The 16081-nt window shown below is 42.6% G+C and carries 8 protein-coding genes and 4 pseudogenes; 7 read left to right on the top strand and 5 right to left on the bottom strand.

All coding sequences use genetic code 11. The annotated features are described in order from the left end of the window. Positions 1–1014 precede the first annotated feature (1014 nt). Positions 1015–2490 (bottom strand): RNA-binding domain-containing protein, encoded by a 1476-nt coding sequence (locus BSHG_RS09215; protein WP_008659540.1) that lies wholly within the window; start codon positions 2488–2490, stop codon positions 1015–1017. Here BSHG_RS09215 and BSHG_RS21995 point away from each other — a divergent pair. The 5 genes and pseudogenes from BSHG_RS21995 to BSHG_RS0220375 all read left to right on the top strand — a co-directional run. Beyond that, positions 2483–2668: pseudogene (locus tag BSHG_RS21995) on the top strand (transposase); the annotation flags it as partial. The gene BSHG_RS09215 and the pseudogene BSHG_RS21995 sit on opposite strands and share 8 nt — an antisense overlap. A gap of 919 nt (positions 2669–3587) precedes the next feature. After that, entirely contained in the window at positions 3588–4457 is an 870-nt protein-coding gene (locus tag BSHG_RS09225) for a helix-turn-helix transcriptional regulator (protein ID WP_005786708.1), read from the top strand. 65 nt (positions 4458–4522) lie between these two features. Further along, on the top strand, positions 4523–5128 hold the full coding sequence (locus BSHG_RS09230) for a DUF3575 domain-containing protein (protein WP_008659536.1): 606 nt from the start codon (positions 4523–4525) through the stop codon (positions 5126–5128). 10 nt (positions 5129–5138) lie between these two features. After that, positions 5139–7268 carry a tetratricopeptide repeat protein gene (locus BSHG_RS09235; protein ID WP_008659535.1) on the top strand — a complete coding sequence of 710 codons (2130 nt, stop codon included), beginning with the start codon at positions 5139–5141 and terminating at the stop codon, positions 7266–7268. A 5-nt stretch (positions 7269–7273) separates the two neighbouring features. Continuing rightward, positions 7274–8448: pseudogene (locus BSHG_RS0220375) on the top strand (hypothetical protein). 245 nt (positions 8449–8693) lie between these two features. On the opposite strand, the pseudogene BSHG_RS23275 reads toward BSHG_RS0220375, so the two are convergent. Then, a pseudogene (locus BSHG_RS23275) lies at positions 8694–9179 on the bottom strand (CPBP family intramembrane glutamic endopeptidase); the annotation flags it as partial. Between BSHG_RS23275 and BSHG_RS09245 the strand changes: the two are divergent. Both BSHG_RS09245 and BSHG_RS09250 read left to right on the top strand, forming a co-directional pair. Further along, positions 9177–9876 (top strand): annotated as a pseudogene (locus tag BSHG_RS09245) (RNA-binding transcriptional accessory protein); the annotation flags it as partial. The pseudogenes BSHG_RS23275 and BSHG_RS09245 overlap by 3 nt on opposite strands. 397 nt (positions 9877–10273) lie before the next feature. Continuing rightward, positions 10274–11449: a xylose operon transcription regulator XylR gene (locus BSHG_RS09250; RefSeq protein WP_008659531.1), complete on the top strand. Its 1176-nt coding sequence runs from the start codon at positions 10274–10276 to the stop codon at positions 11447–11449. Between the two features lie 13 nt (positions 11450–11462). On the opposite strand, the gene BSHG_RS09255 is transcribed toward BSHG_RS09250, so the two are convergent. The 3 genes from BSHG_RS09255 to BSHG_RS09265 form a co-directional block, all read right to left on the bottom strand. Further along, positions 11463–12914, bottom strand: a complete 1452-nt coding sequence (locus tag BSHG_RS09255; protein ID WP_008659530.1) for a PA14 domain-containing protein — start codon at positions 12912–12914, stop codon at positions 11463–11465. 83 nt (positions 12915–12997) lie between these two features. Continuing rightward, positions 12998–14449: a glycoside hydrolase family 125 protein gene (locus BSHG_RS09260; protein ID WP_005794945.1), complete on the bottom strand. Its 1452-nt coding sequence runs from the start codon at positions 14447–14449 to the stop codon at positions 12998–13000. 12 nt (positions 14450–14461) lie between these two features. Beyond that, a complete protein-coding gene (locus BSHG_RS09265) occupies positions 14462–16066 on the bottom strand; it encodes an MGH1-like glycoside hydrolase domain-containing protein (RefSeq protein ID WP_005794946.1) in 1605 nt (534 codons plus the stop codon). Positions 16067–16081 lie beyond the last annotated feature (15 nt).

Genomic DNA, 16081 nt, shown 5'->3' with positions numbered 1-16081 from the left:
CATCTTTAATCAAAAGAGATTGACTTATACTTTCGATAAACGGTCGGAGCAAGAATCTGACAATTGTCAAATTGTATATCTTACCTGCGATAGAATTTGTTTTTCCTGCCCGACTGACTGGGAAGCTGGAAAAAGCCCGTAAATCAGCATTAGAAAAATACAGAAAGAAACAAAAACAAAGTACATATTACAATAAAGACAGCAAAAAGCACATAACACAGAGACAACATTAAAGAGATCGACACAAAAGAGAAACATTTTCACAGATTTGCGCCAATCAAAATTGAGAAGTAACCAGAGAAAATCCGGTACTTTCAGCCGCTTTTCAAGGAGAAAAAAGACTACTGTCGATCATCTGCCGACTTGCCGCCGACAAGAAGTTAACTTCGTATAAACAAAGAATTAACTTTCTGCCGGCAAAGAACGAACTCTTTGCAACTACGTTATTCACTTCCTATGGGCAGAAAAGTGAATAACATATTATTCAGACTCTCAAAAACATTTTCCTTTTGCATATATATACAATAAACAACTTCTATCACAAAAGAAAAAAATAGGGTATGCGTCACAAAAAAGAAAGATTTTTGAGCAAATAGAAAGCAATATTAAGTAGAGACTATCGATCCAGACTAGACACACTTATCATCAAAAATAAGGTGTATTGCTATTTAATCTTAATATCTATAGTTGCAGTACTACTTTGATATATGAAAACATAGAGATTTGCAGATTTTCATGAATAGTAGAAACCGCATTCATAGTTTATTTTTATCTTTGCAGAGGATAAGAAAATTACTTGTATCTATCTGAATGTTAGATTGTAATTGAGAAGTAATAAGTTGTTGGTAACGATTTGGCAAAAGTAAAGCTGCATTGATAATCTGTGCTTTGCGTACCTTAAAACAACTTCGTTACAAAGTTAGAAAAGTTTTTGGAATAATAAAACCTCGCTTTGGTTTATATAGTCGAAGCGAGGTTTTATTTCAATGTAGATAGCTATATATCATAATCATTTCATTTAGCAAGTAAACCAAGAAATAACTGTCCACGTTCTGTTAGTCGAAACTTCTGAGCAGGATGGTTAGGTTTCTCAGGGATAGTTCTTTCAATCAGGTTGTTGGCAATCAGTTTTTGAATAACTTTATTTAATTGTCCCGATACTTTCTTTTGTCCCAATGCAAGGGATATATCTTGCCTTGATAAAGCATTACTTACTATACAACGCAATACCTCCGAATACAATGTCGCCTTTCGTAGCTCTTGCTGCAACTCTTGCTGCAACTCTTGCTGCAACTCTTGCTGTATATCCTTTATCCGCTCTGCGTTCAGCACATAATCCAGCCTCACAAACTGTACCTGAAACGACAAGCCCACCTCTCTCCAACGAAGTTCGATGTTTGGATACTCTTTCATTTCATCGGCAATCAACTTCAAGCCGTTGCCCCATTGGTCGATGATACCAAGACGTTTGAAAACAGGGGCTATTACTTTGTTGCGTGCATCGCTCTGACGGCTTTCCATTGCAGCATAGTCGATTGATGGTGGTAGAAGTCCCGGACTGGTTATCTCTACCATATCATCATAGATCGCAATCTTAACGTCTTTTCCTGTGAGAGAATAATCCCGATGAACCACCGCATAACGAATCGCCTCACGAATTGCCTTAACAGGATACTCCCAACGAGAGACTGTGTACACTCCCTCAACCGAAGCACCTTTATTGATATGGCGTAACACAAAGTTGTATGCTTCCTCTGCTTGTGTGGCAATATTGGTCGTAATACTCTTTTGGTCTATGAAATCATCGATACTAACACCTTTAAAACGAGCACACTCCACCTTTGCATAGTGAAACAACGAGTTACGCAACGGGTCGTCCGAGAATAGAATCAACGCATTGGTCGGATATTCTGCTCCTTGCATATCTTTAACCAAGTCTAATTTCCTTAATGCTTGGTCGGATAATTCTTCCCCCGTTTTCTCCTTGAATATAGCCTTAAAACCATCTATGTTCAAATCATTTACAGGCTTATCTGGTATAACTTCGCTATCAAAAGAGATGTTTCGTCTCCGACGTTCCAATTCCGAGATGATAGCTTCATCCGCAAGTCGATTGGCCGAGCCTACACGAATAAATGTCCCTTGTAACTTACCTTTCTCTTTGAGATAATAAGGTGGCGTGCTACCTCTGAAAACAGTCACCTGAATCAAGTGTTTGTTTTCTTCGCTTATAAATTTTATTTCCGGCAATATCGCAGGATAGCAACGGTCAAAAATAATATTACTTATTTTCTCCTCGATAGTCACCAATTTGTCCTCATCCAATCCTACCACTTCACGAGGATCATCTGCCACACCAATATACAGGTCGCCACCTGCATCATTGGCAAATGCCACAACCGTCTTAGCCAAATCGGAATGCTCCGGCAACTCTGCCTTAAATTCCAATCTACGCCCTTCGGATTGGTTTAGTATCTCTTTTATGTTCATACTTCTACTGTTCTGCTTTGTAATAAACTTGTGGCAAGTTATAGAAAATCTTTTAGATGACAAAGATCGCAAGCGAAAACATTCTTTTCGTTCTATTTTTAATGTTATTTTTTATTTAGTAAAAACCGGATGTCAATGGCGCATGCTTCCTTGCGACTTTGCTCTCTGGAATACAGTTTAGTATTATTATCGTAAATGGAGAAATGATACATGACCGGCACAAGCCCATTCTTTTTGGGAGCATTGCGCTTTAGATAAAATAAGACTTTAAATGTTGATCTCATACTCTACATTTTTTAAGTGACAAAATTATTACCTGTAGAGTTGTTTCTTGATATGCAAAACACTGCCAATCAGTGCAAAGAAATCTGATTTTCTTCTTTTTTCATGCTATCAAAAATCATCTACCAGCCAAAAGAAAGTAACGAGATAGTAATGTAGCTCTGTCCTCACTTGGCTTTTTGTTGGTTTCAGATGGCTTGCTGCTTTTTCCTTTTTATTATCTAAACCGCTATTCATCAGTCTTATTACTGCGTTCTGCCCTAAGTCTCAATTTTATTTTTTATCTTTGCATAAAGATACGAAGCATTTATATCGAAATTCTAAAATAAATTTCGATTTGATTGATAGAAAATAAGTGAACAGGACGAATCATTGTTTGCGGATGCTTTTAGAATTTTTGCTGAATTGTCGTGGGCTGATATTTATAATTTTGAAGGATTAGACTATAAGGAATATACTAATAAACAGAAAGATTCATTCGCCATCTTTCGGTCTAAAAAGATATTTAAGTTCAGGATTACTCAGAAATATCGTTGTTCTGGAAAAGTTGTAAATGGAGTATTTCATGTCTTGATGTTTGATTTAACACATAAGTTAAGTGATTGATCATCCGATAAAGCAGGTATATGGTGAGCCTTGATGACACGTATGACGAACTCAGTACATTTTTTCAAGATCTTCACCCTCCCCCCTTCTATTTTCATTCTTTTTTGTATTTATTATGGGATAAAAAAGCCATTTCGAAAGTCTGTCCGTCAGAATATATACGCCTACGTAGGCTCGTTATAAACATTACATATTGAACCTAAAAAAACATGAATTCAAAATACCTGTCTTTGCCAAAAACAAAAAAGTACATCCAAAAGAAATATCTACAGTTCAAAGAAATAAGAAATCCGAAGCGACAAACAATTTATTTCGTCTATTACGGTACAGTGGGCTGCTTTAGTATCGGAATCATCGCCGACCTTTGTGTCTACCTGATCAGAAAAGACCTGTTACTGGCTTTATGTAACATATTATCCCTGGGGTTATTCTTACTGTTCACTTACCTGCTGATTCGGAAAAAGAAACAGATAACTTTCTTGTTGAAATGCACCTTTTATACCATACAAAGCAATATCCTAATATCAATGTACTGCCGTATCTACCTCCCACCGGAAGAGACCGGCTTCTTTTTGTCGCAAGATCTGATGATCGGTATGGTTACTTGTGGTCTGGCTTCCATCTCTGTGAGTCGACACACCGTAATGATATTATCTTTCGCCCCGATTCTTTTGTATATGTTCATCGGGGTCTATACATCATCCGAACTTTATTTGATGAGTCTGCCCAGCCTGGCAGTGGCATATATCTTTCCTCCCATCATGTTGGCAAGATTACAGGAAATACTACGAACCATGCAACGACAAAAGGCAAGAATGACATCCGAGCTAAAACTATGGGCTGCTTTCAATGCTTTGCACCTGCAACCGAGTAGCAAAGAAATACAACTTTGCTGCTTGATACTGGAAAACAAAACAACCGAAGAAATAGCAGCACTCCAATACATAGCCACTTCAACCGTGAGAAGCAACCGGAGCCGGCTCCGGCAGAAATTACAACTGAACCAGGAAACCGACCTGCAAACCTTTTTATCAGAACTGATAAAAAAAGATTTTGATTATTTGGAAAGTCCCGATTAAAACCTCTATATTTGTCGGTGACAAGAATAAACGACAGCACGCTTTAGACAGAAGTGAGCGCGTTTATGAATACATTTAATTTAAAACTAGATTTCCCCAACTTGTTGTGGGAGATAGCCGGATATAATTTCCCGTCTCTATTCGGGAAACGGGCTATACTCTTTATTTTCATAGCAATATCTTTTCAAGTATCCGCCCAACGCATGGCCATCAAGACTAATACGCTGGAATGGTTGGCGGCATCCCCCAATCTGGGAGTGGAATTCCCATTAAACGATTGGATGACAGCTGAAATTTCGGCATCGGCTAATCCCTGGAAGATTACAGATAAACTTTTCTACCGCCATGGACGCGTACAAGCTGAAGCTAAATATTGGCTTCGGAACCTGCTGGCACGCCATTACATCGGTATCACAGGATTCTATTCCATGTTCGATGTGGGAATAAACCGCAGGGCATATTATGGAGATGCCGCGGCCGCGGGTGTCACGTATGGATACAACTGGATTCTGTCACGTCGCTGGAACCTTGAGGTATCAGGCGGTGTGGGTGTGGCACGCTACAGGTTGGTGCGCTACCAACCGGGAAGCACTCATGGTGAACCGAATGAATCGGGATGGGCCCCCATACCGGTTAAACTAAGTGTATCTTTTATTTATATAGCCAAATAAAATAACCCTAATGAATATCAAAAGATTTTTGCTATTGGGGATAATGGCCCTATACGCCATTATTCCGGCATGGGGACAAGCCCAGAAAGTAGAAATACGCGGAAGCGTAATCGATGACGAGGGAGAGCCTGCCATCTCTATCGTAATCAGAGATCAGAATGAAAAGGGAGATGTATACGGCATCACAGACCTCGACGGAAAGTTCAAGATCATGGCAGATCCCAATACGACCCTGCATTTCTCGGGATTTGCCTACGCATCAAAAACGGTAAAACTAAAAGGAAAGACAACGATAAACGTAGTGATCTCATACGAAGCATCGATGATTGACGAAGTGGTGATCACCGCCAAAAAAGTGGTGGACAAACTGCTACCGGAACCAACCGACATCGAAATCGTCGGAAATCAATACATCATCCACCCTAAAGTAAAAATTCCCAAAGAAATGTATAAGCCGAATACACGTATCGTAGTGCAACCGATGTTGGTGAATATTACCCGTAAAACACAGAGCCTGTTCCGCCCGGCAGTGGTGACCGGAAAGGAGTATGCCATCACATTGGAACGAATGATGGAATTCGACCTGAGCAGAGACCCGTTAGCAGCTTTTCAGGAGAAAACGCAAAAGATTGATAAGAATGAAGTGATTGCCTACGTAGACTCCCTCTATATGGATAACCCGGACGATGAATGCCGGTGTGACATCTACATGTATCTGGTAGAATATAAAAAACTGGCATACAAAGATACGGTAGTGATAGCCAAAGGTACGGTAAATCCGATGCGTTTCTTTACGTACCAAGCAGATGGCATGAAAATCAGAGATGAAAAATACATCCCTAAACCTCAAAAACAACAAAGAGGCGACAGAGGAGAAGTGAAGCTGAACTTCCTGATCAACTCGGCAACGATAGACGAAAAAGATCCGAACAACCAAAGAGAATTGGAGAAAATGCGCTTGCGCCTGCAGGAAATAGAAACCGATCCGAACTCGGAATTCCTGTCGTTTTCGGTCAAAGGGGTATCTTCGCCTGAAGGTCCGTATCAATCGAATCTGAAACTGGCACAAAAACGCACGGACAGTACGCTGAAACGTATCTTTGGTTTTCTGAACGGAGGTACTATAAACGCAATAAAAGACAGTACATATACAGAAGGAGTGGTGGCCTCATGGGAAGAGGTAGCAGAATTGATGGAACGCGACTCACTGCCTACAGACAAGTTACGGGAAATCATCAATTGCTATCCGGACAACATGGCCTCACAGTACAGCCGGATCCTACGACTACCGGAATATCGGAATGTCATTCTAACGACTTACTTACCACGGCTGCGCCGGGTGGAATATAGTTTCAACTATTCGGTGATGAGATTGCTGAACGATGAAGAAATACGCATAATGTATAAACAGGACTATAAAAAATTGGTACCCTATGAATTTTGGCGGATATACCTGGATGCCGATAATGACTCTACACGCGAAGTGATCTGCCGACAGGCACTGGAACAATATCCTAAATTTATGATTATGGCCAACGAATTGGCTGCGTTGCTGATAGAACAAAAGAAAGCAGACAGCAAATTGCTGGAACCGTTTGTCAGCAGATCGGCTCCCACAGAACTACTCTGTAATCAGGTAATCGCCTTAATGGACGAAAGAGCTTATAACCGGGCGGACTCGATTATAGACTTTCTGCCGGACAACGACATGACACAAGACGTAAGAGCCATCGTTGGAGCTTACAACGGGCATTTTGAGGATGCTTATGAACGGTTCGGAACGCAAGGCGGCATAAATGAAGTGGTATTATTAATGGCCATGAAGCAAAATGAAGAAGCATGGGAAAAGGCACAAGAACTACCGGATGAACCACTCAGCTATTATCTAAGGGCGGCATGTGCCAACAGGTTGGACAAAGTGAGCGAAGCATACGCTTTCATTAAACGGGCCCTGAACGAAGATCCGTCACTGAAAGAGATTGCACAGATAGACGGAGACGTAACCGACCTGCTGCAACAGTTGGAAGATGAAAAGAAAGAACTGAAGGAAAAAGCGGAGAAAACAAAAGAAAAAAACGAAACGGAAGACACCGAAACGGAAGAGAGCGGCTTGAATGAAGAAAAAACGATAAAGCAATGAAGAATATGGGAAAGAGCTATAAAAGAATCCTGCTGCTAGGAATCGGTTTCATCTTATGCGGAACTCTGGCAGCACAAGAGCAAAAGCAAGATTCAACAGAAGGAAAAAACAATATAAAGGCCTCAGAATATTTGATGCCCAAACGAAAGGGAGCAGAAAAGTTCCATTCGAAGAGAGGATCGGAACATCTGTTTTTCTCTGTCGGATCGGGTATCGGTTATCTGTTTAACGTAGGAGGCGGACAAACCGCCCACGGGCCACGGGCATCATTCATGGCAGGTAATTGGCTGACCCCCGTCATAGGACTACGGGCCGGAGGGGAATATACACAATGGAAACAGGGAAACAGGGAAATACGAATATGCATCTGGCAGGAGCCAATGTAGACTACTTGATCAATATCAGTGCATTTGCCGCCAGATACAACCCGAAGCGAGTATTCGAAGTGATCGGCGCTCTCGGACTCAGTTATCAGGCCACTATCGTAAAAGACCAAAAAACAATCCATTCATACGGATTGAGGGCAGGACTACAAGGGAAACTGAATGTATCGTCTGCTTTTAACCTGTTTATCGAGCCACAACTGGCACTTTATCCGGACCGGGTGGACAACCAGTCATCGTGGAAAAGATATAACCTGGCAGGATCACTAATGGCAGGTATTACTTACAAACCGGCAGGATACGCTACCCTGACTTTCCTTAAAGGAGGTTTTGCCTCGCTGGCAGCCGGTACCGGAAACACCGGAAATGTATTGTTCGACACGGAATTCGCTTTAGGTAAATGGTTCGACAAATTTAACGGGATGCGGATCAGTGCCGGTAGTAGTACCGCTTTTTTGGATAATGAAGACAGCGGTAGCAACCGCGATTTTAATATCAGCCTCAACATTGACTATCTGTGCAGCCTCACAAGGCTTTTTTCCGATCGGGACAGCCACGTGTTCAACCTGATCGTTGCAGGTGGCATCGGGAGCTATTTTCCCGGAGCGGAATCATCGTCTTCAATTATCTTGAACGGACGCATCGGACTACAGGGAGAAATCAGGCTATCGGCACATAGCGGACTCTGGCTGGAACCCCGGATCAATATATTCAAAGACAGAAGTTATCGGGCAGACCTTCAGGAACCCATACGGGGAACAGTAGGGTTAATGGTGGGAACGACGTATAAATTTTAGAATAAGATTCACCCCCACATACTTTATGCCCTCTGTTATGGAAAAATTAATATAAACATACATTGATGCAAGTGTTATAATGGCTGTTGTACAGCTTTTATTTTGTTTTGTTTGTGTTTAATAGTGCGCAACGAACTTACTGTGAAGTAAATGCGCTCTTGCTTTTCCACTCTAACTTACTGTGAAGTAAATGTGGTGTTTGTTTTATCAATGTCCCAAAGTTCAGCGGAACATGGGACATTTTTTTATTGTTCGAACCACCAGATAATGAATAGTGTAAAGAGTGTTGCCAATACGGTACAAACCAGCGAACCTTCAAAACCAAATACCCCTCCATTAATCAAATTATTTGCAGGCAGACGAAGTGAAAACAAGGTTTCACAGAAACGATTGCCACTGACTTCATAGCCAAGTACGGGCCCTTGAATCCAGTTCCAAAAGAAATGAAGCGAAATAGGAAACCAGAGATTACGGGTGTAAAGATAGGAAGCTCCCAGTAACAACCCTCCCAACACCAGATTGAGCATGGGTAAAAAAGCCACATTGGGATTCATCAGATGAAGCAACGCAAACAAAAGGGAAGAGATGAGAAGAGAAATAAATTTATTGAGACGCGTACGCAACAAACGTCCCAGAACATATCCGCGCATCATAGTTTCTTCGACAATGGCAACCATGGCGAAAAACAACCCGCTTAAGAGCAAATCGCTCCAATGCAAATGGACACCGAGGTGAGCGAAGACGAACGTGCCCGTAATGCAGTGCGTAATCTCTTTGCCCGCCAGGCTGTCATCAGCGCGGATGCCTACCGCCGTCTGCTGAAATCTTCCATCGAAACCGAATTTGCCTCCCTCAGTAAAAGAACAGGCCGATGACGAAGCGATCCGGGTCTTTGCCGAAAACCTGCGCCAACTGCTTCTTGCCCCACCCTTGGGACAAAAACGGGTAATGGGTATCGATCCCGGCTTTCGCACCGGTTGTAAGGTGGTCTGCCTCGATGCACAAGGCAATCTCGTACACAATGAAAACATCTATCCTCACCCGCCGGTAGACAAAAAAACTGAAGCGGCTTCGAAACTCCGCAAAATGATTGAAGCTTACAAGATAGAGGCCATCGCCATCGGTAACGGAACTGCCAGCCGCGAAACGGAAAACTTCGTCACGCACCAACAGTTCGACCGTCCCGTGCAGGTCTTTGTTGTCAGCGAACAGGGTGCTTCCATCTACTCGGCCTCCAAAACGGCCCGTGACGAGTTTCCCGATTATGATGTCACCGTCCGTGGGGCCGTCTCCATCGCTCGCCGGCTGATGGATCCGCTGGCGGAACTGGTCAAGATCGATCCTAAGCCCATCGGTGTCGGCCAATACCAGCATGATGTAGACCAGACCAAATTGAAAAAATCACTCGACCAGACAGTGGAGAACTGTGGAATGTCAGAAATAACAAAGGGATCTGTTATCAAAAAGCGGAAACTCGCTATCTTTTTGCGCCATTATTCTGCAAACGGATGACATTTGGCTGGTTCCCAAGGGGCAACTCCTTAGGAAGCATACACCATTGCTTCCGGTCTTTGCCAAGTAAACAATACCATTAAAAGTGGAACGGAGAGAATATTTACGCTTGCCCCTTTGTCATCTAAAAGATTTTCTATAACTTGCCACTGTTTATCAGTCAGGTCGATATGTAAGATCCCATTTTATTACTCTTTAAGTACGATTTCATCGTTATATTCAAAGACAAAAGGAGATAAGAAACGACCAACTGATAGGCTTCTAAACCAAATTAAAGCTATTTCTTTCATTTATTTTGATTTTACCAGATACCATGATTCGACTGATACTATTGACTGACTTTACAGAATCCTTTTCATACAATTTATTGAAAGGGGTTTTGGCATACTCAAAAAAACATGAACCATGGGTTGTATGCCGGATGCCACCTTCCTATAAACTTACTTATGGGATAGAAGGGGTTCTGAAATGGGCAAAAGCGTGGCAGGCAGACGCCATTATCGGTAGATTTGATAATGATGATAATGTAGAGTTGTTCCGTAAAAACGGAATTATCGCAATTGCGCAAGACTACGAATCAAGATTCAGCAATATTCCCAACATCACCGGCGACTACCACAAAACCGGCAGGATGGCAGCAGAGTTTTTTTTAAGCAAAGGATTCCGGAACTTCGCTTTCTATGGTTACCGTGATACCGTTTGGTCGCAGGAACGTTGCGAAGGCTTCTACGAGTGTATAGCCGAGCATGGTTTCGGCAATAATTTCTATTCCTATCAAGAGCAGTCACTTGATGATTCATGGTTTTATGAAGCTCCTCCTCTGCTTACATGGTTAAAATCATTGCCACAGCCCACGGCGCTTATGGCTTGTGATGACAACCAAGGTAACCGCATCACTGAAATCTGTAAGGTTAACAATATCAGAGTACCCGACAAAATAGCCATATTAGGTGTTGATAATGACGAAATAATATGCAATCTGTCTGATCCTCCCCTATCCAGTATCAGTCAAAATATTGTGAGAGGTGGATTCGAAGCTGCCGAACTTATAGAACATTTACTGAACGACGAAGAATGTTCTTACCAAGACGTGGTACTCCAACCAGTAAATATAGTAAATAGGCTTTCAACAGACTTTTACTCTACCACCAACACACATATTCACACAGCTTTGAAATATATCCACCGAAACTTAGCCAATGACATCACTGTATCGGACATTGTCAAGCAAGTGCCTTTATCACGCCGTCTGTTGGAGATACGTTTCAAAGAGGTCACCAAGCAATCCATTCACAAATATATCTTAAATCTCAGGATCGAGCGTTTTGCACAATTACTTCTGGCAAGCGACGCCCCGATTGCAGATGTGGCGGAACAAGTAGGAATAAATAATCTCAAAAACCTGTCCCGCCAATTTAAAACTTTAAAGAACGTCTCTCCCTATGAATACAGGAAAGAACACCGGATGATGTCCAATGATAACTATTGAAAGAATCGCTCTCTTAATTCGGTAAGAACAGCATTTCATCCTGCAGAGGAACTTCCGGAAAATCCAGTCCGGAGAATCCTACTTCCAATTCCTGCCCCATGTAATCCTCAAAATACAATAAATGCAACTCATGAAAACCTTTTTCAAGAGCAATTTTTCCTTCGGCGCGGCGGGCACTATGTCCACCGTCGTTATCAACAACCAATTTACCGTCAATATAAAGCATTGAACCGTCATCCGAGAATGTATAGAAACGGTATATTCCTTTTTCGGGAATCTGTATCAACGTATGGAAGTCATAGGCAAAGTGATCTGCAACGGCAGCCTCTTTGATCGAAATATTCTTCATAACCCCTTCTTTTACTTTAAGACAAGAAGCGATGCCGGCAACCCGCTTGCACTTTCCTTCATAATAGGTATATGCCACCCCTTGTTTGGGTGAAGATACATTCTTTACTGCCGGCAGGTAGTCCGCGGTCCGTTCTTCCTCTGAATTCAAGCCGGAAGGATAATAATAGGTCGCTTCACGTCCCGAAGGTGTAGTGATCCATGTATCAAACCTGAATTTGCCTTCGTACAGTTCGATGATGCGTGCTCCCCTCGTCAGTTCACCATAAGCATCCGCACCGGTTACACGTCCGTACCCAAGTACAATGCCTTTGTTAATTCCAAGGTAATCATTATCATGATCGTGACCCGCAAATACACCCATCACATCCTTCATATCAATAAATGAAGCGAACATGCCGGAATTGATATTCGCAGAAGCGACTTCACCTTCCCTGTTATTACCGAAAGTCTTTCCATCACCTGCTATCTCGTTGTATTCAAGCAAAGGGATATGGAAGAAAGCCAATGCGGGCACAGGGTTTCCATTGTTTTCTTTGGTAAAACGGGCACTTTGCTTGCGATACCATGCTATCTGGTCAAAGTGAATCCAGTCGTAAGGACCGTAAAGCTTGTCCGGCTGATAGTCATTAGAGTCCATACAATACAGCAATGCTTCTACTTTCTCTCTGTTTCTCGAGCCATAAACCGGTATCACACAATTGCCACATCCCATGATGCCTTCCGGTCCTTTTGCTCCCGCATAATAAGGAGACTCCAGAAGAAGATCATAGATATCGTCCTTTGCCATGTGTTCCGCATCGTGGTTTCCCATAGTAACGACAAAAGGAACCTTAGCTTCATCGAAGATACGAATCACAGACTTCCAACCATCAATGGCAGGATCTTCAGTTACTACATCTCCACTCAATATGGCAATATCAGGATGTTCCGCTTTCAAGACGGCGCAGATGGTCGCTTCTGTTTCAGTACACGCCAGAGATCGGGGTGTCCAATGCAAATCCGTAAATTGGGCAATTTTAAACTTCCCATCTTTAAAAGAGAATTGTTGCTGCGCAAAAACCACAGCCGGGACACAACCCGACAACACGAATAAAAAAATAATTAATTTTTTCATGATTCTTTGATATTAGTATATTTCTACTTCATCTCCATACTGAAAAAGGGCAAATGATACAGTAAGCAACCAATAAGCCATTTTCATAATGCTTGGGATAAAAGGCCGGGATACTCCCGGATTATCTTAAGGATAAGTTCACCGAACAATGTATTCGTCCAGGCAAACCAAGAGCGCGTGAAATCAGCGGCATTCTCCGAGTTGAAGGATTCGTGCATAAAACCTGTTCCGCCATCCGTATCACGCAATTGTTTCAGGCAACTGCGTATTTCCTCAGGGGCATCCGTCGTAAAAGCTTTCATAATGATACTCATCGGCCAAATGTAGTTCAACCCCACATGGGGGCCTCCCACACCTTCACCAGCTTTGCCTTTAAAAAAATAAGGATTGTTTTCACTCCATATCATTTTACGGGTATTCCGGTAGACGGCATCCTTAAACGAACAGTAGCCCAAATAAGGAGCCGCCAGTAAACAAGGAACATTGGCATCGTCCATACAAAGGGCATTACCGAAACCATCCACTTCGAAAGCATATATCCGCCCGCATACAGGATGATTGAATGTTCCATATCTACGGATAGCGGCATCCACTTCATCCGCCAATGCAGTACATTCTTCCGCAAAGGGAAGATTATCATAAACCTCACGTTCTATCTCTGCCAACTGCCGTAATGACACCACTGCAAACATATTGGAAGGAATAAGGAAGCCGTATTGAGTAGCATCGTCCGAAGGGCGGAAAGAGGAAACGATCAAACCCACCGGTTTTACCGGCGCACCCCATCCGTTATTAATTTGTGAATCAGTCGGGCGGTCACAATCACGCGTAAAACTGTATGGCCCCAAACCTTGTTTGCGTTGTTGCTCTTTAAAGGTCTGCACTACCAGCTTCATAGTCTCGTGCCAATCTGCATCAAATGCGGAAATATCTTTCGTCAACAACCAGTAGTGATAAGCCAGACGTATGGGGTAACATAAAGAATCTATTTCCCATTTGCGCTCATGCAGTTCTTTCACCATATGCTGTGTATGGTCAGTCTCCCAATAACTGCCCAACGGACCGTCATTGAATGCATTGGCATAAGGATCAATCCGAATACATTCCGCCTGCCTGTTAATAAGCCCCGCTATTAAAAGTTGCAGTTCCTTATCATCTTTCATCAATGGCAAATAAGGCCATACCTGCGCAGATGAATCACGGAGCCACATAGCGTCAATATCACCTGTTATGACGAATGTATCCGGCCGGCCGGCCTTCATTTTATACCTGACGGTGGTATCGAGCGTATTAGGGAAACAGTTCTCAAACATCCAACGCAACTTCTCATCTTTTATTTTTGGCCTGGTCTGCTCAATAGTTGCCTCTACCGCCTTCGATACAAAATGTCTTTTGCCCACAGGAGGACGCAGAGAAATGTACTTCTGCACCGGCATTTCGGAGGAGGCAAACGACAAAGGTGGGCACATAGCCATAGCAGCCAAAGCGAGTCCTCCTGTTTTCAAGAAATGACGCCGCGACATATTTCTTTTCATAGACAATCTTTTTTAATAGGTATGCTTACCGGGAGTTACATTCACCTTCTTTTCCTTACCACCATAAAGCACCAGCAACTCAAAACCGATATTCGTATCAACAGCGATACGTGGTTCATCATTTGCAGAACGACGTGCCTCAGCTTTCAGGTTTATGATTCCTTCCGAACCGAAAGGATAACGCTCTATTCCATTAGTTTCAGTCAAATTCATATCCCAGATTATCTGTTGATTGACATAATCTCCCCTAATGCCGATAATAAACTCTATCAGTTCGGCAATAGGAGGAAGCCCAGTCCAGCCCACAAATTCTTTTCTCGCCATAAATCCAGGCTCCGCTTTCTCCGGAGAATAGTATTCCCAAAATGTCCCTGTATTTTTATATACCTCCAGAACCTCGGCATAATGATTCAAAGCAATCTCCCGGGCCAATTTATGATATCCCTTCTTTACAAGTCCCTGCATCACCATATAGTTGGTACCCGGCCATATGCCACCTTGCCAATAACGCCCGTTCTCTTTATACTTAGGATGATCTGCCGACAAAGAGGGAATACGAAATTTCCGGTTAAACGTTGCCGGATTATCTAATTCTTTCACCATACGGTCAAGCTGTTTATCATCCAACACATCAGTGAGCAATGTCCAATAGGCACCTATTCCTTTTGTTTTGCAGAGTGTACCATCAGCATATTGGTCATACAGAAAACCGGTCTTTTCATCCCAAAGATTATCATGGATATACTTCCCTAACATCTTAGCCTCATCTTCGAATTCCTCTATTTCCTGCCAACGTTCGAGATAGAATCCCATCTCAAGTAACAAGTTGGCCGTAAACAGTTGTTGGAGATTGGTGTCCAGCCAAATCATATGTCCATGACTGTAAATAGGACTATAACCTTCGGGCACACGGGGCATATTATCCATACCGGTTCCCCATCCGCTTGACCAATAAGTTCCGTTACGCCACGTACGGTTGAGTTTCAACCACTTGTAATACGCACAAAGTACCGGGAATATCTTATGCAGGCGTTCCGTATCACCGAACTGGTAATAATAAACCATTTCACACCAAGGCATCAAGTTAGGACCAGTGCTGACCGGATCGTAACGCTCGAAGCAATCGGCTCCGTCGGCCTTTATTTCACGGCAGATAAAACCATCGGGATGCTGCTTGGCATAGAAATTGTCCAATGTACGCTGGAAAGGGAAGAAGCGTGTACCATATCGTGCAAACATTAGGATGAAAGAAGAATCCCACATAAAGATATTACCGTTGTAAGCCGTATCCAGATAACTTGATACGAAACCTGACCCCTGTTGAGGAGCACGGATATTGCCAACAGCTATTTCCCATGCTCTCCAATACATTTCAAGTTCCTTTTCGTGTCCGGCCCAAATAGGATTAGGAAGAATCTGCCGGGCTTCTTCGAAACTCTTCGGTTCAACGGTTTCGGGTTTGGCTATGCGGTACTCGTTCTCGGCTACCAAAGGTTCTTTTACATACGTGTTTTTATAAGGCAAATGATATTTTTCATCATTGCCACAGCCCTGAGCTTTCAGCAACGGAATTGCCGTAAAGAAAAAGAAGCATGTAAACAAAATGTGTTTCAGCATGGGAAATATTGTTTT

This window comes from Bacteroides sp. 3_2_5, assembly GCF_000159855.2.
In the GTDB taxonomy this organism is placed as follows: Bacteria; Bacteroidota; Bacteroidia; order Bacteroidales; family Bacteroidaceae; genus Bacteroides; species Bacteroides fragilis.
Note: the sequence above shows the minus strand (reverse complement) of the source record. Positions and strands in the feature narration are given on the sequence as shown.

Coding starts and splice junctions, on each gene's coding strand:
- BSHG_RS09215 (WP_008659540.1), bottom strand. CDS start 2,490: ATGAACATAAAAGAGATACTAAACCAATCCGAAGGGCGTAGATTGGAA.
- BSHG_RS09225 (WP_005786708.1), top strand. CDS start 3,588: ATGAATTCAAAATACCTGTCTTTGCCAAAAACAAAAAAGTACATCCAA.
- BSHG_RS09230 (WP_008659536.1), top strand. CDS start 4,523: ATGAATACATTTAATTTAAAACTAGATTTCCCCAACTTGTTGTGGGAG.
- BSHG_RS09235 (WP_008659535.1), top strand. CDS start 5,139: ATGAATATCAAAAGATTTTTGCTATTGGGGATAATGGCCCTATACGCC.
- BSHG_RS09250 (WP_008659531.1), top strand. CDS start 10,274: ATGATTCGACTGATACTATTGACTGACTTTACAGAATCCTTTTCATAC.
- BSHG_RS09255 (WP_008659530.1), bottom strand. CDS start 12,914: ATGAAAAAATTAATTATTTTTTTATTCGTGTTGTCGGGTTGTGTCCCG.
- BSHG_RS09260 (WP_005794945.1), bottom strand. CDS start 14,449: ATGAAAAGAAATATGTCGCGGCGTCATTTCTTGAAAACAGGAGGACTC.
- BSHG_RS09265 (WP_005794946.1), bottom strand. CDS start 16,066: ATGCTGAAACACATTTTGTTTACATGCTTCTTTTTCTTTACGGCAATT.